General features: G+C 62.8%; 15 protein-coding genes. 12 read left to right on the top strand and 3 right to left on the bottom strand.

Annotated elements, in window-relative coordinates:
• Positions 1–33: 33 nt before the first annotated feature.
• From mtrA to secA, 7 genes are all read left to right on the top strand, one after another.
• Positions 34–708, top strand: coding sequence for an MtrAB system response regulator MtrA (gene mtrA / locus ACIPY3_RS02890; protein WP_347107889.1), 675 nt, complete (start codon positions 34–36; stop codon positions 706–708).
• Between the two features lie 139 nt (positions 709–847).
• Entirely contained in the window at positions 848–2,644 is a 1,797-nt protein-coding gene (gene mtrB / locus ACIPY3_RS02895; RefSeq protein WP_400330602.1) for an MtrAB system histidine kinase MtrB, read from the top strand.
• Entirely contained in the window at positions 2,641–4,356 is a 1,716-nt protein-coding gene (locus ACIPY3_RS02900; RefSeq protein ID WP_400329854.1) for an LpqB family beta-propeller domain-containing protein, read from the top strand. Before mtrB ends, ACIPY3_RS02900 begins: the two co-directional genes overlap by 4 nt.
• Before the next feature lie 67 nt (positions 4,357–4,423).
• On the top strand, positions 4,424–5,443 hold the full coding sequence (locus ACIPY3_RS02905; RefSeq protein WP_400329857.1) for a ComF family protein: 1,020 nt from the start codon (positions 4,424–4,426) through the stop codon (positions 5,441–5,443).
• Between the two features lie 143 nt (positions 5,444–5,586).
• On the top strand, positions 5,587–6,315 hold the full coding sequence (gene hpf, locus ACIPY3_RS02910; RefSeq protein ID WP_400329859.1) for a ribosome hibernation-promoting factor, HPF/YfiA family: 729 nt from the start codon (positions 5,587–5,589) through the stop codon (positions 6,313–6,315).
• Positions 6,316–6,345: 30 nt separating this feature from the next.
• Positions 6,346–7,626 carry a winged helix-turn-helix domain-containing protein gene (locus tag ACIPY3_RS02915; protein WP_400329862.1) on the top strand — a complete coding sequence of 427 codons (1,281 nt, stop codon included), beginning with the start codon at positions 6,346–6,348 and terminating at the stop codon, positions 7,624–7,626.
• 42 nt (positions 7,627–7,668) lie between these two features.
• On the top strand, positions 7,669–10,410 hold the full coding sequence (gene secA / locus ACIPY3_RS02920) for a preprotein translocase subunit SecA (RefSeq protein ID WP_400329865.1): 2,742 nt from the start codon (positions 7,669–7,671) through the stop codon (positions 10,408–10,410).
• Positions 10,411–10,502: 92 nt separating this feature from the next.
• Here secA and ACIPY3_RS02925 read toward each other — a convergent pair whose 3' ends face one another.
• Both ACIPY3_RS02925 and ACIPY3_RS02930 read right to left on the bottom strand, forming a co-directional pair.
• Positions 10,503–10,925, bottom strand: a complete 423-nt coding sequence (locus tag ACIPY3_RS02925; protein ID WP_400329868.1) for an Rv3235 family protein — start codon at positions 10,923–10,925, stop codon at positions 10,503–10,505.
• Positions 10,926–11,056: 131 nt separating this feature from the next.
• Complete coding sequence (locus tag ACIPY3_RS02930; RefSeq protein ID WP_400329871.1) at positions 11,057–11,779, bottom strand: LysM peptidoglycan-binding domain-containing protein; 723 nt, start codon at positions 11,777–11,779, stop codon at positions 11,057–11,059.
• A gap of 172 nt (positions 11,780–11,951) precedes the next feature.
• Between ACIPY3_RS02930 and ACIPY3_RS02935 the strand changes: the two genes are divergently transcribed.
• On the top strand, positions 11,952–12,494 hold the full coding sequence (locus tag ACIPY3_RS02935; protein ID WP_400329873.1) for a hypothetical protein: 543 nt from the start codon (positions 11,952–11,954) through the stop codon (positions 12,492–12,494).
• Positions 12,495–12,535: 41 nt separating this feature from the next.
• Here the strand turns inward: ACIPY3_RS02935 and ACIPY3_RS02940 are convergent, their stop codons facing one another.
• Entirely contained in the window at positions 12,536–12,751 is a 216-nt protein-coding gene (locus ACIPY3_RS02940; protein ID WP_400329876.1) for a helix-turn-helix domain-containing protein, read from the bottom strand.
• Between the two features lie 151 nt (positions 12,752–12,902).
• On the opposite strand from ACIPY3_RS02940, the gene ACIPY3_RS02945 reads away from it, so the two are divergent.
• The 4 genes from ACIPY3_RS02945 to ACIPY3_RS02960 are packed head-to-tail and all read left to right on the top strand — an operon-like array spanning position 12,903 to position 21,265.
• Positions 12,903–13,547 carry an SAF domain-containing protein gene (locus ACIPY3_RS02945; protein WP_400329878.1) on the top strand — a complete coding sequence of 215 codons (645 nt, stop codon included), beginning with the start codon at positions 12,903–12,905 and terminating at the stop codon, positions 13,545–13,547.
• A complete protein-coding gene (locus ACIPY3_RS02950) occupies positions 13,544–14,851 on the top strand; it encodes a CpaE family protein (protein ID WP_400329881.1) in 1,308 nt (435 codons plus the stop codon). Before ACIPY3_RS02945 ends, ACIPY3_RS02950 begins: the two co-directional genes overlap by 4 nt.
• Positions 14,852–14,908: 57 nt before the next feature.
• Positions 14,909–19,765, top strand: coding sequence for an NAD-glutamate dehydrogenase (locus ACIPY3_RS02955; RefSeq protein ID WP_400329884.1), 4,857 nt, complete (start codon positions 14,909–14,911; stop codon positions 19,763–19,765).
• A 30-nt stretch (positions 19,766–19,795) separates the two neighbouring features.
• Positions 19,796–21,265: a sensor histidine kinase gene (locus ACIPY3_RS02960; protein WP_400329891.1), complete on the top strand. Its 1,470-nt coding sequence runs from the start codon at positions 19,796–19,798 to the stop codon at positions 21,263–21,265.
• Positions 21,266–21,275 lie beyond the last annotated feature (10 nt).

A 21,275-nucleotide genomic window follows, 5' to 3' on the forward strand; every position in this document is an offset into this window, starting at 1 on the left:
GACAAAGGGTTGTCGATAAGGGAACATATAACTATGAAGGCACGCATTCTGGTAGTAGACGACGACGAAGCGCTCGCAGAAATGATTGGCATCGTCCTGCGAAATGACGGCTTCGAGCCCGTCTTCTGCGCAGACGGCGGCCAAGCCCTTGACGTCTTCCGTTCGTCCAAGCCGGACCTCGTTCTCCTCGACCTCATGCTCCCCGGTTCGGACGGAATCGAAGTGTGCCGCCAGATCCGTGGCGAGTCGGATGTTCCCATCGTGATGCTCACCGCGAAGTCGGACACATCGGATGTTGTCCGTGGTTTGGAATCGGGCGCAGACGACTACGTGCCCAAACCCTTCAAGCCTGCTGAGCTCGTTGCCCGCGTCCGTGCCCGCCTTCGTCCGGGAGAGCAGAAGGCGCCGGAGACCTTGCGCATCGCCGACGTCACGATTGACGTCGCGGGCCACTTGGTAACCCGTGGTGGGGAGCGCATCTCGCTGACCCCTCTCGAATTCGACCTTCTGGTGGCCCTGGCCCGTAAACCGTGGCAGGTCTTCACCCGGGAGTTGCTCCTTGAACAGGTGTGGGGATACCGGCACGCTGCCGACACCCGATTGGTGAATGTCCATGTCCAGCGTTTGCGTTCCAAGATCGAGCGTGATCCGGAAGCGCCCGAGGTCGTCTTGACGGTGCGTGGTGTCGGATATAAAGCAGGTTCCTGACTCACCCGCCGGCGAGGCCGAAAAGGCCGGGGCCAAGCGCGCACCCTCAGCTCCGGATACCACCGGTGCACCTTTGGCGAGCCCTGGGGAAACGCCTGAAGAATCAACGGTCCCCGGCTCCCGCGGCAGCCGTGGAACCGTGAAATGGTTGGCCGGCAGGGCCAGGATCTGGACGCGGCGTGGACTGATCCTGGTACTTCGGGTATCCCGTCTCGTGGCGATCGGCATACGCCAGATCCGGCCGGGAGTCCGGTTTCTGTGGCGGTCGCTGTTGCGGCGCTGGCGTCGGTCCCTCGAATTCAGGACAGTGCTTACCACGCTGCTGCTGGCCGTCACGTCCTTCGCGATCGTTGGTGCCTACCTCTCCAACCAGATCGCCAACAACCTCTTCCAGGAGCGCCTGGCCCAGGCGGAATCGGAATCGCGCTACAACGTTAAACAGGTCCAGGACACGTTCGACGGCGCGCAGGTCACGGACCAGTCAAGCGTCATCACCTTGGTTTACGACACCCTGACGGCAGTCGAGGGCCGGGGCTCCGTAATTCAACGGCGGTACGTTTTCGAAGCAGTTCCCGAGCAAACCAAGCCACGCAACCGGTGGGTGGAGTCCCGGGCGTCCGACCAACTGACCGTGCGGGTTATTCCCCCCGAACTGCGGAAGGCCGTCCAGGACGGCGGTAAGCAGCAGTTCTGGGCATCGATGGAGTTTCCCGTGGGGAACGAGGACCGGCCGGGCATTGCCGTGGGAAACAAGGTCACCTTCAACGGGACCATGTATGAGCTCTATTTGATCTACGACCTCAACACCGCCCAGAAAACCCTGGACGAAATCCAGAACGTCCTCTGGGCCGGCGGTGCCGCGTTGGTCCTCATGATTGGTGCCATCGCCTGGTACGTGACGCGAAATGTCGTGAGCCCTGTCAGCCACGCTGCAGTAGTGTCGGAAAAATTGGCGGCAGGACAACTCCAGGAACGCATGGTGGTCAAGGGCGAGGACGAGGTGGCACGCCTTGGAGCCTCGTTCAACCACATGGCCGCAAGCCTGCAGGAGCAGATTACACAGCTGGCCACGTTGTCCCAGATGCAGCAGAGATTTGTTTCCGACGTCTCCCACGAACTCCGGACGCCGCTGACCACTGTCCGCATGGCGGCAGAAGTCCTTTTCGATGCCCGCGAAGATTTCGACCCCATGAACAAGAGGTCGGCGGAACTGCTCTACAACCAGGTGGAGAGGTTCCAGTCACTGCTGTCCGATTTGCTTGAGATTTCCCGCTTCGACGCCGGGGCGGCCATCCTGGATGCCGAGCCGCAGGATATTTTCCAGGTCCTTGGACACGTCATGGAGGGCGCCGCGCCGGTGGCAGCCGAGTATGGCTCCGACGTCCGCCTGAACGCCAGGGACAAGGCCATCGTCGTGGAAATGGACTCCCGCCGGATCGACCGTATTCTCCGCAATCTCCTGCTCAACGCTTTGGAACACGGTGAAGGCCGGCCGGTCCACATCTCGGTTGCGGCCAACCAGGATGCCGTTGCCGTGGCTGTCCGTGACCACGGAATCGGGATGAGCCAGGCCGAGGCCGCCCGCGTCTTCGACCGGTTCTGGCGGGCGGATCCAGCCCGTGCCCGAACCACCGGCGGCAGCGGCCTGGGGCTCTCGATCGCGGCGGAGGACACCAAACTCCACAACGGCTGGCTGCAGGCCTGGGGACGCAAGGGGGCCGGTTCCAACTTCCGGCTGACGCTGCCCCTTCGCCAAGGCGGAACCATCCTCAAATCGCCGCTCCAGTTGGAGCCGGCGGACATAGACCTCCCGGACACCGGCATCGAGCACCAGTTGCTCGTCCTGGATCCTGGCCCGGGGACGGACACCTCCGGAACACACGGCTACTCCGCCGATCCTGAGCTCCCGCCCAGCACGCTGGAGGGCAAGGAATGAGTGCTGCAAAGTCCCTCCGGCGGGCAGCCATCGCGGTGATGGCGGTCTTGGTGGTCCTCCTGGCGTCCTGCGCCCAGATTCCGCGGTCCGGGCCCGTGGGCAAGAGCAAGGACGAGAGCGCCGGAAATTCGAACGCCCCGGTTTTCTTCCCGGCCGCGCCGCGGGCCGGTGCCAGCCCGGAAGCCGTGATCGAGGACTTCTACATGGCCGGCAGCGGTTATGAAGACGACTACCCTGTGGCACGGCAGTACCTGACGCAGGCGCAGTCCGTGACCTGGAAGCCGGACAAGCGGGCTTTGGTGTTCCGTGAAGCCCAGGTGGTCAAAACCGCGGTCGAAAACGAATACGTCTACGAACTCGACCTCGCCTATTCCGTGGATGCCGACGGCATCGCCACCCAGTACCCGCCGGGGACCAAGGAATCCATACCTGTCACGCTTGACCAGGTGGAGGGGGAGTGGCGCATCTCCAAAGTGCCCGATGGCACGGCCATCCCCGAGGAGACCTTCAAAGTGATCTACGGGGCGTATCCCATCTACTTCTATGACCCCACTTTCACCTATGCGGTGCCCGACTACCGCTGGTTCATCAAGAAGAAGACCGTCAAGTCGATGACCAGCGCTTTGCTGGCCGGTCCGGCACCCTACCTGCGCGGCGCCGTCGTGAGTGCCTTCCCGTCGGGAATCAAACTCGCACGGGAATCGGTTCCCGTGGTTTCCGGTGCTGCCCAGGTGGACTTGTCCGCCAAGGAGCTCTTCGATGCCTCGGCCGAAGACCGGCAGCGCATGCAGAACCAGCTGGCGCTGACGTTCAGGAGCCAGCCGGATGTCATTAACGTCCAGCTCCGCGCGGACCAGGATTTGGTACGGGTGGACGACGACGGTTCGGTCCTGCCGCCGGTGGTGGACAAGAGTGTTCCGGCGCGGCAGATCGCCGTCAACAACGGAGACCTGGTCCGCTACGAGAACAACAGGGTCTCGCCCCTTCCGGACATCCAATCGGTGGCGGGGCTGGGTCCCCATTCGCCGGCGGAGTCACCCGTTTCGCAAACGGCGGCCTTCCTCAACGGAGACCGGACAACCCTCTACTCGATCGAGCCAGGCCAACCGGCACGTCAGCTGACAACACGGAGTACCCTCACCGGTCCATCGTTCAGTCCACAGGATTGGGTGTGGACGTCGGGTCCCGGGGCCAACGGGGCTACCGAAATCGTGGCGTTCAAACCGACGGGCGTAGCGCCGGGAATGGCCATCCCTTCCACCACGATCACACCTGCCTGGCTTTCCGGACGGACCGTCAAGGAATTCAGGGTTTCGCGCGAGGGCGCCAGGGCACTGATCATTTCGGTGGCCAACGGCAAGACGGCGGTCCAAGTTGCCGGCATCGTCCGGAACCCCGATGGGACGCCCAAGGACCTCACGGCTCCGGTTACCCTCTTCACCAATTCATCTCCGGACCAAGGGGCATGGGTCAACGGGTCCACGGTGGTGGTGATGGCCGCGTCAGCGACGGGAACGGTCGTACCCGAACTGCTTTCGCTCGCCTCGGGGGATCCGCAGCAACTGGCGCCGTGGGACGGGCTCACCAGCCTGAGCGCCGGAAACGGTTCTGAGCAGATCTATGGCCAGTCGGCGGCCGGGGTCTTCCAACGCGTCGGCAACGGTTGGGAACTGCAGCTGAAGGGTCCGACGGAACCCGCCTTCCCGGGCTAAGCGCTTGTTTTCCACATAGTGACCGGGCGTCGGTGCCGGGTTTGTCCTGGGCAGGCAAGCTTGGAGCATGTCCTCCCAACGCCTTCGCCCACGGAACTCCGGCGTTGACGTGCACAACCGCCGGACAGCAAGGGTGGATCCGGACCTTGAAGGAAGGCCCCCCGTCATGGCGGCCAGGCGGGGTTCCCATGCCCGCCCGGTTGTCCGTATGGTCTCGGCGTTCCAGCTGGGCCTCAGTGAGGTCCTCAACGTCCTGGTTCCGGTGGAATGCGTGTGCTGCGGGGTCGAAGACACCGTGCTGTGCGGCGTTTGCTCCAAGCGCATCCGGTTGCTGTGCACGAATCCATTCCGCGCCGAGCAGGAATCGCCCTTCCTGATGGAGCTCGACGGAACCGCGAAACTCGGAGTGGTTGCTGCGGGGCCCTACCGCGACGAGCTTGCCGTGGCCATTCTGTCGTTCAAGCAGGCCGGTCAGGGACGCATGGCTGCGGTCTTGGGACCTTGCCTGGGCAGGGCGGTCAAAGCTGCCGTCGGCCGGGAGCAGGGGCTCATCCTGATTCCGGTGCCCAGCAGCGGAAAAGCGTTCCGCAAGCGTGGATTCAGTCCCGTCAGCGTCCTGCTGGCCGCGGTGCGGCGTCGACGTCTCCTGGAGAATTGCCCTACGTGGGATGCCCTGCGAAAGAAGGGCGTCGTTCCACGTTCTGGATTCCAGCTGAATGAGGCCACTTTGCTCGTCGCCAAGGCCATGGATGCGGTTGCAGGCCAGGCCACGCGGCAAAGCACCGGTGGCCAGAAAGGACTCGGACGTGGGGAACGGGCGCGGCGGGTGGCCGGATCCATGGTTGTGAAGCCGGGCTTCCGGTCCAAAGTCCGTGGGCGGAAGTGCATCATTGTTGACGATGTCCTGACCACAGGGGCCACGCTGGCTGAAGCAAACAGGGCCTTGCAAGCGGCAGGGGCGACAGTTTGCGGTGCCATTGTCCTGGCGGCCACGAGGCCACCAGCCTACGCCTCTTTCGCTGCTGGAGACGAGCCGTCCACAGTGAAGAAGACGCAAACAAAAAATAAGTGGCCAAAGGATGAATAACTCGTGCCGATGAACTAACGTCGATTATGGGTACCAAGAACAGATGTACCTGTCGATAGCGGCTCGGAAAGGGGCTCGACTGTCCGTCAGACCGGCCCCAAACAGAGTCGTTGTCGTGTCACCTGAGTTATTTGGAGGGCACCATGGAGTTCATGATCAGCGGACGAAACCTGACCGTTTCCGATCGCTTTCGCGAATACGCCGGCGAGAAAATCTCAAAGATTGAGTCGCTTGGGGATAAAGTCCAGCGGGTAGACGCCAAGGTTTCCAAGGAAACCAACCCGCGCCAGATACCTGGCCAGCTCACCGTTGAAGTGACCGTCCTGGGCCGCGGCCCCGTTATCCGCGCAGAGGCCACAGCCGCTGACAAATTTGCTGCCTTCGATCTCGCCTACAACAAACTCCTTGAGCGGCTGCGTCGTGCCAAGGACAGGAAGAAGGTGCACCACGGGCGGCACACGCCCAAGGCAGTCCGGGAAGCAACGGCATCCCTTGAGCCCGCCAGTGCCAGTGAGCCGATCTACGCCGAAGCAGGCAACCACCAGGCTCCCGTACTGCAGGCCGAAGAAGCGTCGCCGTACGACATCGAGAACGACATTCCGGCCGGCGACTCACCGGTCCTCATCCGGCGGAAGGTCTTCCCCGCAGCGTCACTGACTCTCGACGACGCCGTGGACAACATGGAACTCGTGGGACACAACTTCTACCTGTTCCTGGACAAGGAAACCAACGCACCATCCGTGGTTTACCGGCGAAGCGGCTGGACCTATGGTGTGATTACCCTTGACTCAACGTGCGAACCCGGCGAGGACGCTGTTGAGGAAAAGATCCACGCTTACCGTTCCGATGATCAGGCGGCCACAGCCAAGTAGGGCACAGCCGCCCCCCGTGAAAGGACTTCAATGACCACTTCGCTGAGCCTGTCCCAGGCACGGCGGATGGCATTGGCAGCCCAAGGATTAGCAAAAGCCCGGCCCACCGGACCTGTCACAAGACGGGCGGTGGGCCGGACTTTTGCCCAACTTCACTTGGTCCAAATCGACTCAGTCAACGTCCTGGCGAGGAGCCACTACCTGCCTTTCTTCTCCAGGCTGGGCAGCTATGACCCCGCAATCCTGCAGGCCATGGCGGGGCGACCACCCCGAAAGATGATGGAGTACTGGGCGCACGAGGCCAGCTTCATCAGGCCGGAGCATTTCCGGGACCTGCTGCTGTGGCAAAAACGCGCCTGGGTTGGCGCCCACCGCATGGACCCGGCTATCCGAGGGGACATGGAGGCACGGATCATGGCCTTACTGGCAGCAAGTCGGCCAATGACGGCCGCTGAGTTGACCGCCACCTTGGGACATGACGAGGAGCCGGGACGGGATAACTGGGGTTGGAACTGGAACGTCGTCAAACGGGTGCTTGAACACCTGTTTGAGGAAGGGCGCATCTCGGCCGCCTCCAGGACCACCCAATTCGAACGGCGCTACACGCTGACGTCAAGGGTGTACCCCGGGGAACCTGCCGCGTCCACAGACCTGGAAGAATCCATGGACCGGTTGATCGAGGCCGCAGCCCAGGCCCACGGAATCGGGACAGTGCGGTGTTTCGCGGACTACTTCCGGACGCCCGTGAAAGCCGGTGCGGCGTCAGTCCAGCGGCTGGTCGAGGCGGGACGCCTGGAGAAAGTATCGGTGCAGGGCTGGGCACGGGATACCTACCGGCATGTCGAAGCGAGGGTCCCGCGCAAGGCCGAGGGCCGGGCCTTGTTGAGTCCTTTCGACTCCCTGGTATTTGAGCGGCGCCGCCTCGAGGAACTGTTCGGGTTCCATTACCGCATTGAGATCTACACTCCGGCGGCCAAACGACGCTTCGGCTACTACGTCCTGCCGTTCCTGCTTCGAGAGGAAATGGTTGCCAGGGTGGACCTTAAAGCGGACAGGGCTACCGGACGCCTCTTGGTCCGTTCGGCGTTCGGGGAGCCGGGCGCCCCGGCGGACACCGCCGTCGAGCTTTCTGCCGAACTCAACCTCATGGCCGAATGGTTGGGACTGCAGGACATCGTGGTGGACCCCGTTGGCGACCTTGCCGCCGGGCTCGCCGACGCGGTGTCCGCAAGGCCTTCCCGGCTGGTCGCCGCAGACAATCCGCTGACAGGGAAAACCGACAACGTGGCCTTGGTCTCTCCCGTAGACTGAAACAGCCAGAATTCGGCAGCATGAGACTGGGAGCAATTTCACGTGGCATCACTAATCGAAAAACTTCTCCGCACGGGTGATAAAAAAACCCTCAAGCAACTGCGGAACTATGCCGATTCCATCAATGCCCTTGAAGAGTCGTTCAAGACGTTCTCCGATGCCGAACTCCGCGAGGAAACTGATCGCCTGCGCTCCAGGCATGAAGACGGCGAGGCCCTGAACGACCTCCTCCCCGAAGCGTTTGCCGCCGTCCGCGAGGCGTCGTCGCGCACCTTGGGAATGCGGCACTTCGACGTCCAGCTCATGGGTGGCGCCGCGTTGCACCTGGGCAACATCGCTGAGATGAAAACCGGTGAGGGTAAAACGCTCGTGGCCACCGCGCCCGCTTACCTGAACGCACTCACTGGCAAGGGCGTGCACGTTGTCACCGTGAACGACTACCTCGCGGAATACCAGTCCGAACTCATGGGACGTGTCTACCGCTTCCTGGGACTTACCAGCGGCTGCATCCTGGCCAACCAGGACCCCGCTGTTCGCCGCGCGCAGTACGCCGCGGACATCACGTACGGTACCAACAACGAATTCGGCTTCGACTACCTGCGCGACAACATGGCGTGGGACGCAAGTGAACTCGTCCAGCGTGGCCACAATTTCGCAATCGTGGATGAAGTGGACTCGATCCTGATCGACGAGGCCCGTACACCGCTGATCATCTCCGGTCCGGCCCAAGGGGACACCAACCGCTGGTACAGCGAGTTCGCCAAGGTGGTCCTGCGCCTCCAGCCAGAGGTGGACTACGAGGTGGACGAAAAGAAGCGCACCGTTGGCGTCCTGGAAGCCGGCATCGAGAAGGTGGAAGATTACCTGGGCATCCAGAACCTCTACGAGTCCGCCAACACTCCGCTGATTGGGTTCCTCAACAACGCCATCAAGGCAAAGGAACTCTTCAAGCGGGACAAGGACTATGTCATCCTCGACGGCGAGGTCCTGATCGTTGACGAACACACGGGCCGTATCCTGGCTGGACGCCGCTACAACGAGGGCATGCACCAGGCCATCGAGGCCAAGGAAAACGTTGAGATCAAGGCCGAAAACCAGACCCTGGCCACGGTCACGCTGCAGAACTACTTCCGAATGTACTCGAAGCTTTCCGGCATGACCGGTACAGCCGAGACAGAGGCGGCCGAGTTCATGAGCACCTACAAGCTGGGTGTGGTGCCTATTCCCACCAACCGTGACATGCAGCGCATCGACCAGTCGGACCTCGTGTACAAGAACGAGATCGTCAAGTTCGACGCCGTGGTCAAGGACATCGCGGAGCGGCACGAAAGCGGCCAGCCGGTCCTGGTAGGCACCACCAGCGTCGAAAAGAGCGAATACCTCTCCAAGCTGCTGGCCAAGGAGGGCATTCGCCACGAGGTCCTCAATGCGAAAAACCACGCGCGGGAAGCCTCCATTGTGGCGCAGGCGGGTCGCAAGGGCGCCGTCACCGTGGCGACCAACATGGCCGGCCGCGGTACTGACATCATGCTGGGCGGCAACGCGGAATTCACCGCCATCGCCGAACTGGCCAAACGGGGCCTCGACCCGGAGGAAAACTCGGAAGCCTACGAGGCCGCCTGGCCTGAGGCGCTGTCTGCCGCCAAGCAGGCTGTCAAGGACGAGCACGAGGAAGTCCTGGACCTCGGAGGCCTGTACGTCCTGGGCACGGAACGCCATGAGTCCCGGCGCATCGACAACCAGCTGCGTGGACGCTCCGGCCGCCAGGGCGACCCCGGCGAGTCCCGCTTCTACCTCTCCCTCACGGACGACCTCATGCGGTTGTTCAACTCCGGCGCCGCTGAGAGGCTGATGAACAGTTCGGTTCCGGACGACGTCGCGTTGGAGTCCAAACTGGTGTCCCGTGCCATTGCGTCGGCCCAGGGCCAGGTGGAAGCCCGCAATGCTGAACAGCGCAAGAACGTCCTCAAATACGACGATGTCCTGAACCGCCAGCGTGAGGCAATCTACGGGGACCGCCGCAGGATCCTTGAAGGTGACGACCTCCACGAGAAGGTCCAGTATTTCCTGGAAGACACCATCAATTCCCTCATCGACGCTGCCACAGCAGAGGGAACGGGCGACGATTGGGACTTCAACCAGCTGTGGTCCAACCTGAAGACGCTGTACCCGGCAACGGTCACGGCACAGGAGATCATTGAGGAGGCCGGTGGCAAGTCAAATGTCACGCCTGAGTTCCTTCGTGAAGAGATCCTTTCTGACGCACGGCTGGTCTATCAGGGACGCGAAGAGACCATCGGCGCCGAGAGCATGCGTGAGCTGGAACGTCGCGTGGTGCTTTCCGTGTTGGGCCGCAAATGGCAGGAACACCTCTACGAGATGGATTACCTCAAGGAGGGCATCGGCCTGAGGGCGATGGCACAGCGCGATCCGTTGGTGGAGTACCAGCGCGAGGGCTTCACCATGTTCCAAGCCATGATGGAAGCCATCCGCGAGGAGAGCATTGGATTCCTCTACAACCTGGAGGTGGAAGTTACCCCGGCCGAAGACGTCGTAGTGGCGGACGACACGGCTGCAGGCGCCCACACGGAACACCACGATCCGCAGATCCGCGCGGCTGGATTGCAAGCGCCTGAACGCCCCGCGCAGCTGCAGTACACCGCTCCCGGTGAAGACGGGGCTACCCAGACCCGCATCGAAGCCAGGTCCTCCGGGCGTTCTGGAAATCCTGCCAAGACAGCTGCCCAGGAGCAGCGAAAGCCTGCCAGGAAGAAGCGCCGGTAACTGTTTACCAACTGCTTGCGTGAAAAGCAGAAGGCCCGTGACCGTCCACGTTGGACGGTCACGGGCCTTCCTCTTTATCCCCCACGCGTAGCTCAGCCGATCTCCAGCGCTGTAACCTGCCACGTACCGGCGGAGAGTTCCAGCCTCATGGCTATGGCCCGGCACCGGAGATCCTCTGCAACCACGATTGTGGCCTCGTGGATCTCGTCCGATATGTGGCAAACACGGACGGAACGGACCATTGGACTGAGGTGGACCCGTTGCTGTGCCCGAGACCGGACGACGAAGTCCCTTGTCAGGCCAGCCCTGTGCTGGAGCGCCAGATAGCAGTCGGCGTCCAGGAATCGTGCGAGTTGTTGCACAGGCCGGGTGCCGGCCAGGACTTCGACCGCTGCTTGTGCGATGCTGCGTGCCACCAGGCGGACATCGACATTCGCCGCACCGGCGCCCTGCGTGGCGGGCGTTCGTGCCGGTGTCGGGACATCCGTGGGACGGCGAGCCGTGGTTGCAGTCATGGTCAATCCTCAGGAGTAGGCATTCAGAGCCCGGCGTGGGGATTGCCTGGCTCAAGTGGATTCTTCTGGGATTGGCTTTGGGTGAGTGAACGGTGTCCCTGAGCGGACAGTTTTCAGCTGATGATGGTGGTTCAGTCCATTGGCGGTGGCTGCAGCACTTGACCCGGATGGAGGACGGCGGGATCATCGCCGATGGTGGACCGGTTGGCTGCATACCAGCGCGGCCACTCCCTTGCGACGTCCACGTCAGTGGCCAACGGTCCGGAGCGGCGGGCCGCGATTGTCCAGAGGGTATCGCCATCCTTGACAACGACGCCTGCCTTCCCGGGAGTGCCTGAAGCGTCCCGGGAAGCCGAGCGGCTCAGGAGCCCGGGTTCGACAACTGGCGGACGTGGCATCCACTGCGGGGCGGTCTGACCTCCGGAACATTTCCATTCGGCCGCCCCGTGTGCTGTTGTCCTTGAGGAGCCGGGCTGCCAGCCTGGATCCGGTGGTGTGGCGGAGTGCGCTGCTGCCACGCCCAGCAGGTTGACGCTCAGCAAAGCAAACGTGAGGCGCAGCATGAACCCCGGGCTGTACTTCGCTACGACCCTGGCCCTGGATCTCCAACCCGACCTTTGCAATGCTGCGGCCAGGAAAGCGAGCACGAAGGTCAAGAGCCACCAGGCAACAATGACCAGGCCGAGGACGTTGGCCGTGAAGCCGAGAAGCTGTTCGACGTCGAGGGCTGGCGGTCGGCCGGCATGGCCCCGGTCCGTCAGGAACTGCCCCGCAAGTACCAAGAGGACGCCCAAGACAAGAATCGTCCCGGCGACAGCAACGTCGTTCCGTTGTGGAGCTTTATCCCGGCCCATTCCGTCCCTGCCCGCATCATGCGTTTTGATGGTGTTTGATGAATTTAGGCCATTCTTGGCATGCTTAGCGCGGTTTGTCCAATCGTCATCTCAGGCTTTGGACGTCGCCTTGGTGCAGTCCTGTTGTAGAGCCTACTCTGGACAGATGAGATGGGACTCTCTATTTGAGGACTTGGAAGCACAATTTTCCGGGGAACGCACGCGGGTGCAGGAAGCGGAAATCTCGGAACGTGCCCGCGTTGAAGTGGCACAGATCGCCCTCGGAGACCGGCTGCGGGGTGCCATTGGCCACGAACTGGTGCTGGTACTTCGCGGTGGCGGGCGCGTCGCCGGAGTCCTCGGCCACGTGGGCAAGGACTGGTTGCTCATGTCCCAGGGCGCCCGGCAATGGCTGCTGCCTTGGTGGTCCGTCAGCTTTCTCGAAGGCTTGGGTCGGTTGGTCCGGAAGCCGTCTCCGGGTGTCGGAGGAAGTCTGGGTATGGCGGGTGCCCTCAGGGGCTTGGCCAGGAACCGGGCCGGGGTTGCCGTGCACGTAGCTTCGGCGGGGCAGGCCGGCCGCGTCTTCGAGGGCGTCATCGACAGGGTGGGGCCGGACCATCTTGATGTGGCCGTGACCAGGGGTGAGGCGCGGCGGGCAGGGGCTGTGGTCTCGGTTGTCACCGTGCCTTTTACGGCTTTGGCGGCGGTCTGTTCCCTGGGTGGACAGGATTACTAGGGCTGCCTGCCAGCTATCAGGCAGCCCCGCGCCATGAGTGGCTAAGCGCTTTTGGTCCTGGATCTTTCGATCATCCGGCTGGCTTCGGCGTATCGCTCCTCAATGTATTGATCGAGCATCTTCTCTTCGATGCGCCATTGGCCGCGGCCTCCCACTTGGATGGCCTTCAATTCTCCGCTGCGCACCAGCGCATACGCCTGGGGTGAGTTGATCTGCAATTGTTCGGCGACATCCGCCAGGGTCAAGAAACGGGGCATGGGTATATTTTGCCACTGGCTGGCCAATTTGGTGCACTTATCCACAGTTTCGCGCACTTTGCAGCTATTGGCTTTGGCGCTCCCGATCGGCCCGGCAAGAATGGATAGGCCCGACGACATCCTGCATGAGCTGACTGGGGGAGCGCCACGAATGGACCAAAACAACACGAGTTCCGCCGGAAGGCTGAAGAAGCCCTCGTGGAAGGATCCGCGCCTTCTCATTGGACTCCTGCTGGTTCTCGTATCGGTATCGGGCGTCATTGCGGTTGTCGGTTCGGCGGACAAGACCACGCCGATGTTTTCCGCCAGGGAACCAATCGCCGTGGGCCAGCAGGTCACTCGTGATGACCTCAAGGTGGTCAATGTGCGCCTGGACGAGGTGGAACCGGAGTACATGGCCGTGGCGGATGGATTGACGGAAGGCAAGGTAGCGCTTCAGCGGATAGAGAAAGACCAACTCGTTCCGCGCCGGAGCCTCGGGCAAACGGAGTCCCTCAACCGCAAGCCGGTAGCCATTTCCGTGGAGGAGCCGCTGCCTGTGCAGGTGGTCGCGGGGGCCCGGGTGGACGTCTGGGTGGCGATGCCGGGTTCCAAGCGGGCTTACGACCAGCCAACCCTGTTGCTGCCTGGGGCCGAGATATCGCAGGTAACGCCGGGCTCTACTACTCTGGGCGGTTCAAAGGCCACTGTTGTGCTGGTGCTCGTGACGGACCAGCAGATGCCGGCGTTGCTCGGGGCCCAGGCCAATGCTGCCAAGGTGTCGGTGGTCTGGAACCCCTCTGGCGTAGGCCGATGAGTATTGCAGTTGTCACTTTCGGCCAGGCGACCGAAGCCCTGGTGGGCGGACTTGAACGCTTGCACGGACCAGTCACGGTTGTCAGGCGTTGTTCCGAATTGGCTGAGCTCCTGGCGGCCTGCCAGAGCGGGCTGGCCCAGGCGGCCGTGTTGTCGGAAAGCTCGGGCGATCTGACTGCTTCCTTGGTGGCCCGCCTGGATATTGTCGGGGTTTCCCTTGTTGCCCTGACTGACGATCCGACCGAGGCCGCGCGCCTGCAATCCTTTGGCGTCACTCCGGCGGCGGTGGGTATCGGACCCAGCGAGTTGGCCGGGAAGATATCCGAAGCCGTGGAGATGCACCGGGAGCGGGGCTGGCAGAAGTCCGTCATGGATGCGGGATTCGCCGAACTGTCTGTCCACTCGTCGGATCCGGTGGAGCCGGCCCCTCCGGACGATACGCCGGAGCCTGGTCGCGTCATCGCGGTGTGGGGGCCTGCGGGAGCGCCGGGGCGGACCACGGTTGCCGTCAACATCGCTGCCGAACTTGCTGCTGCAGGAGACACCGTGATCCTGATGGATGCTGACAGCTACGGAGCCAGCGCGGCAGCAATGCTTGGCCTGCTCGACGAATCGGCAGGACTTGCCCAGGCCTGTCGATTGGCGGACCAGGGAATCCTGGATGGGGCCGCCTTTGATCGCGCGGCCACCCATGTGAACACCTCGGCCGGGAGCTTCCGGATCCTCAGTGGCATTACCCGCTCGGACCGCTGGACGGAACTGAGGGCCCCGGCCTTGTCCGTAGTCCTCGAACGGGCAAGGCACGCGGCAAGCGTGGTGGTGGTGGACGTGGGATTCTGCCTTGAAGCCGACGAGGAGTTGAGCTTTGACACGATGGCTCCACGCAGGAATGGAGCGACCCTCCGGTGCCTGGAATTGGCCGACGAGGTGATAGCTGTTGGTGCGGCCGACGCTGTTGGCGTCCCCAGGCTGGTCCGTGGCCTCGCCGATCTGGAGATTGCCGCTCCCCACGTCTCACCGAGGATTGTCCTGAACAAAGTCCGGCAGGCATCCGTGGGGAGGTCGCCCCGACGTCAATTGGCGGAGGCGTGGCAGCGCTTTGGGCCGCTGCGAAGCATAGAGGCATACCTCCCGGCGGACTTTCCGGCTTGTGATGCTGCCATGCTCTCCGGGACTGTCCTGCTGGAATCTGCTCCCGGTTCCGCCCTGAGATTGGCCATCGCCGGATTGGTCTGTGCACCCAACCAGCAAAATCGCGAATCTGCTGGACGATCTACCAGAGCTATGCGCCTGCTTAAGCGCTAGGCTCACCATGTGGGCTGCAGAGTCGCAGCAATCGACAGGTAATGGAGGCGTTTGTAGATGTCGTCAGGGTCCAGCGTGGAGGATCGGTCCGATGCAGCAGTTGTCCGGGAGGGGTTCTTCGGTGACTACTACGAGCACCTCGCCGAAGATGACTCCCGGGGTTACTCCCCGGAACTGCTGATTGCCCGGGCCAACAAGCACAAGAAGATCGCGGAGTCCCGCCGGCCCGGCAGTCCGATTGTCGAAGTGGACAGCGAAGCCGACCGAAGTGTCGTCTACATCGTGACCGACGACATGCCCTTCCTTGTGGACTCGGTCAATGCCGAACTGGTACGTCAGAACTGCGCCATCCGCCTGGTGATGCACCCCCTCTTCGTGGTGACGCGCGACCGCGTGTCCGGCGCCTTGAGCAAGGTCTCACGGGTTCCGTCCAACATTGGTATTTCCAGTGGCGACACGGCCGCCCTGCCCAGCGTCGCCCACCTGCTTGGCGACGGTGACAACGCTTCCCACATGGAGTCGTGGATTGCAGTGGAAGTTGACCGCGTCAGCGACGATGCCCGCGGTGAGCTGGTTGCCGGACTGGTGAGGGTCCTGGGAGACGTCAGGGCCGCCGTCGAGGATTGGCCCAAGATGCGGAGCAAGGCCCGTGAGTTGGCTGAAGCGTTGGGGACGGTCTCCCATCCCGAGCAAATCGCGGAACTCCGGCAGGCGCAGGACCTGCTGCGGTGGTTGGACAACGGGAACTTCACCTTCCTCGGCTACCGGGAATATGACCTCATTGATGACAATGGCGAGGATGTCCTGGAACTTCGCGAAGACAGCGGCCTTGGCCTGCTCCGCGCGGGCGACAACACCCGTCAAATCCAACACCTGACCGATGCCGGCCGCAAACGGGCACGTGAAAAGCGTGCCCTGGTCATCACCAAGGCAAACTCGCGGTCAACTGTTCATCGCCCGGCCTACCTTGACTACATCGGCGTTAAGAGCTTTGATGCCGCGGGCAACGTGAACGGCGAACGCCGGTTCATTGGTTTGTTCGCCACCAGTGCCTACACCGGATCTGTCCGAAGCATCCCTATTGTCCGGGACAAGGTGGACGCCGTGCTTCGCAATGCCGGGTTCCCTACCGATTCGCACTCGGGCAAAGACCTCCTGGGCATCCTGGAAACGTATCCCCGCGACGAGTTGTTCCAAATCGAGATCCCCGACCTCGCGGCGACCGCCACGGGAATCCAGAGGCTCCAGGAACGGCGCCGGACCAAGCTCTTCCTCCGGCCTGATATCTACGGCCGGTTCATGTCCGCCGTCGTTTACTTGCCGCGTGACAGGTACACCACCAGCGTTCGGCTCAGGATCGAGCAGGAGCTTCGGGAGACCTTCCACGCAGAAAGCATCGACTACGAGGCCAGGATTACGGAATCAGCCCTCGCCCGCGTGTTCTTCCGCATCCGATTGCCCCGCACCGCCGAACTCGCCGACGTCAACGTCCAGGAGCTGGAGCACAGGCTGATGCGTGCATCCCGTTCCTGGAGCGAGGGCATTGCCGAGGTCCTCAGGGAAAACCGGCCCGGCGACGATGCTGAAGTGTTGTCAACATTGTGGGCCGAAGCTTTCCCGGCGGGTTACCGCGTGGACTATGAGGTGGAAGACGCTCTTGAGGATATTGAGCGTTTCGAAAACTATGGAGCCCAGGCCGAACGCACAGGCGCGGCTGACACCGGGATCCGTCCAGGCGTGCACGTCTACCTCCCGGAAGGGGCAGGGGAGTCCCTCGAGGAAGACGCCAGGGTAAAGCTCTACCTCATGGAGCCCAAGAGCCTGAGCCAAATCCTTCCCTACTTCCACAACCTGGGCCTGGAAGTCCTGGACGAGCGGCCGTTTGAGATCGAAACCGCCGACCACCGCGACTTCTTCCTTTACGACCTCGGCTTGAAGTACCCGTCGGGGATCGATCCGCTCGCAACTGGTGACCTCCTTGCCGATTCCTTCGGTGCTGCCGTGACGGGCTCTGTCGAATCGGACAACTTTGACCGGCTGGTGCTGCGCGAAGGCATTCACTGGCGGCAGGTGACAGTGCTGCGTGCCTACGCCAAATATATGCGGCAGATGGGCAACACCAACTCGTTTGGGTTCATCGCCGATACGCTCTTGGCCAATCCGGACGTTGCCCGCGGGTTGATGGCGTTGTTCGCGGCCCGGTTCGACCCGACGGTGGAAGACGGGCAGCGCCCCGCCCGCCAGGCCGCCGCCCGCTTGGCGCTCACCGAGGCAATCGACCAAGTCGCCACGCTAGACGCCGACCGTGTGCTGCGCACGTTCGTCAACCTGATCGAATCGACGCTGCGGACCAACTACTTCCAGGACAAGGGGTACCTGAGCTTCAAGCTCGATCCCACCACTATCGATGGGCTGCCCTTCCCGCGTCCGATGTACGAGATCTGGGTCTACTCGCCCCGCGTCGAGGGCGTCCACCTTCGTTTTGGCAAGGTGGCCCGTGGCGGCCTGCGCTGGTCGGACCGCCGGGAGGACTTCCGCACCGAAATCCTGGGCCTCGTCAAGGCGCAGACCGTCAAGAACGCAGTGATTGTCCCGACAGGAGCGAAGGGCGGATTCTTCGCCAAGAAGCTGCCGAACCCGGCCGTCGACCGTTCGGCCTGGATGGCTGAGGGCATCGAAAGCTACAAGACGTTCATCCGTGGGCTGCTGGACATCACAGACAACCTGGTGACTTCCTCCGACGGCGAGCGGCTTGTCCCGCCGTCGGACGTTGTCCGTCACGACGGCGACGATTCCTACCTGGTGGTCGCGGCGGACAAGGGAACGGCAACGTTCTCCGACACAGCCAACGGGCTGGCCGCCGAATACGGTTTCTGGCTTGGTGACGCTTTTGCGTCCGGCGGTTCAGTGGGTTACGACCACAAGGCCATGGGCATCACTGCCCGTGGCGCGTGGGAATCCGTCAAGCGACACTTCAGCGAACTCGACCTCGATACCCAGACCGAAGAATTCACTGTGGTGGGCGTCGGCGACATGTCAGGCGATGTCTTCGGCAACGGCATGCTGTTGTCGCGCCATATCAGGCTCGTGGCTGCCTTCGATCACCGGCACATCTTCCTCGACCCTGCACCTGACGCAGCCTCCTCGTTTACTGAGCGGCAGCGCTTGTTCGAACTGCCGCGCTCGTCATGGGATGACTACGACCGCTCGCTCATCAGCGAGGGCGGCGGTGTCTACGCGCGCCAGGCCAAGACCATCCCCGTCTCCGGGCAGGTCCGCCAGGCGCTGGGATTGCCTGAAGGCACCACCCAACTCAGCCCGCCGGAGTTGCTCCGGGCGATCCTCCTGGCGCCGGCAGACCTGCTGTACAACGGCGGGATCGGCACCTACGTCAAGGCCAGCACGGAAACCAATGCCGTGGTGGGCGACAAGGCCAACGACTCCATCCGCGTGGACGGCAAGGACCTGCGGGTCAAGGTTGTCGGCGAGGGCGGAAACCTTGGCCTGACCCAGCGAGGCCGCATCGAGGCCGCCTTGCAGGGCGTCATCCTCAACACCGATGCGATCGACAACTCAGCCGGAGTGGACTGCTCGGACCACGAGGTCAACATCAAGATCTTCGTGGACCGCATGGTTTCGGCCGGCAAGCTGGACGCGTCCGAACGGGCTGCGTTCCTGGCCGACATGACTGACGAGGTGGGACGCCTGGTCCTGCAGGACAACATCGACCAGAACATCCTGTTGCTCAACGACCGGACCCGTGTTGCCGAATGGAGCCCCAGCTATGAACGACTCATGGACTGGCTCGAGAAGTCGGCCGACCTCAAACGCGACCTTGAGGCACTGCCGTCCACCGAGACGCTGCGGCAGCGGCTCGAACAAGGCCAAGGACTGACGTCGCCGGAGTTGTCCGTCCTGGCGGCCTACGCCAAGATCGAACTCGGAGCGGCGCTCCGCGACAGCAACCTCGCGGATGATCCTTGGTTCAAGGACACCATCCGCTCGTACTTCCCCAAGCAGCTTCGCGACAAATTCGACGCCGAACTGGACACCCACCCGCTGCGTCGGGAGATCATCGCTACGGTGGTGGCGAACGACATCATCAACCTGGGCGGCATTACCTTCGCTTTCCGGGCCATCGAGGAGACCTCGGCCAACGAGGTGGCTGTTGCCAAGGCGTTCGTGGCCTTGCGTGAGATCTACGACCTCGATTCGATGATTGACGAACTGAATGCCCTCCCGGCCTCGTTCCCCACTGAGCACTGGAGCGAAGTCCACCTGGACATCCGGCGCCTCCTGGACCGCGCCGTCCGCTGGGTACTGGGCCAGAGCATCGCTTCGCAGCCGATTGCCGAGGTGGTGGAATCCTTCAAACCGATGATGGCACCGTTGCGCGGCCGATTGCTTGATTACCTGCGCGGTGAGGACAAGGAACGCATTTCCGGTTGGCTGGACAAGGCCCGTGGCTGGGAACTTCCGGATCACCTGGCACACAGGTGGGCGGAGCTCTTCGAAAGCTATGCGCTTTTGGACATCGCACGGATTGCACAGGCCCGCGACACCAGCGTCGAGGACGTGGCACAGGTCTACTACACCGTGTTCAACCGGTTCCACGCTGATTCGCTGCTGGAACGCATCAGCGCATTGCCTCGTGATGACCGGTGGCAGGCGTTGGCCCGCGCTGCCTTGCGCGATGACCTCTACTCCACCGTGGCGGATATGACGACGTCGGTCCTTGAGTCGAGCGACGCGGGAACCGCCGCCGAGGATCGCCTCAAGGCGTGGGAAGGACAGAACGCCGAGCAACTCGGACGCGCGAAGACCATGTTCGACGAGGTGAATGCCCTCGAAGCCGACGACATGGCCTCACTGTCGGTAGCATTAAGGCTCTTGAGGTCAATCGTCCGACGCTAGCGTGGTGCCCGCGTCGTAACTGGAGGTGCAGTGGCAATCTTTACGGACCCCATCAGGGAACATGCTGATTTCGGGCCGGGAGATGCTGAATGGCTGCACCTCCTGGTCGGCGACTGGCAAATGGTCGCCGACTTGGCGTTCGCGGACCTCGCTTTGTGGTTTCCGCATCCCGAGCTCGGTTACATAGCCCTCGCCCACGTCCGTCCGTCGACATCCCACACGGTGTTCCATGCGGACTTCGTTGGCGAGGGCATCCGCTCCGACCTGCGTCCCTTGGTGGACAAGGCTTGGAACAGCCGCTCGATCGAGCGCTCCAGCGAAACAAGTTGGAGCAGCGAAATGGCCTTGCGTGTTGAGGCCGTTCCGATGGTCCGCAACGGCCGGACCCTCGCTGTAGTGACCTCGCACATGGATTTGTCTAGTTCCCGTATGCCGTCGCGGCTTGAACTGACGTATCGCCAGTGCGCCTATGACCTCCTCCGCATGGGAACCCTTGGGCTCTGGCCGGACTTCGCGTCGCCAACGGGTTCCCGCCGCGGCGCTCCGCGTGTGGGTGACGGCTTGATTCGGCTCGATGCCGACGGCGTGGTGCAGTACGCGAGCCCTAATGGAGTCTCCGCTTTCCGCCGGCTTGGCGAAGTGGAATCGCTCGAGGGCAGGTCACTGGCCGAGGTCACGGCCGGGCTGCTGAAGGACCGCAGGATGGTCGATGAGACGCTGCCTTTGGTGGTCACCGGACGCATGCCCTGGCGCAGCGAAATTGAGTCCCGCGGCGTCAGCCTTTCACTGAGGGCCATTCCCTTGCGGGACGAACAGCATCGCTTTGGCGCCCTGGTCCTGTGCCGCGACGTCTCGGAACTTCGGCGGCGGGAAATGGAGCTGGTGACCAAGGACGCCACGATCCGCGAAATCCATCACCGGGTGAAGAACAACCTCCAGACGGTGGCGGCACTCCTCCGGATGCAATCCCGACGCATGGTCAGCGACGAGGCAAAGCAGGGTTTGGAGCAAGCGATGCGCCGCGTGGCGACCATTGCGCTGGTTCACGAGACGCTGTCCCAGGGGTTGACGCAGAGTGTGGACTTCGATGAACTCATTGGACGCCAATTCAGGCTCTCGGCGGAGGTCGCGTCGCCATCGCAACACGTCCGCACCGAAAGGTCAGGGATGTTCGGTGAGCTGCCCAGCGACTTCGCCACACCCTTGGCCCTTGTGATCAACGAGTTGGTGACCAACGCCGTCGAGCATGGCTTGGAAGGGCGGACCGGGACTGTTTGGCTGTTGGCCGACCGCGCGGCGGGCGACGGAAACGACGAATTCCTGACCGTAACCGTCGCCGACGACGGCGTGGGGCTTCCGGATGGACAGTACGCCGAAGGCCTGGGTCTCCAGATCGTGCGGACGCTCGTGACAAGCGAACTGGGGGGAACCATCCAATGGAGCCCGCGTGACGGTGGGGGTACCGCCGTCGACATTGTCCTCAACCTGGCCCGCGGCTAAGCCGGGTGTC

It is taken from the genome of Paenarthrobacter sp. NPDC089714 (assembly GCF_044748905.1).
In the GTDB taxonomy this organism is placed as follows: domain Bacteria; phylum Actinomycetota; class Actinomycetes; order Actinomycetales; family Micrococcaceae; genus Arthrobacter.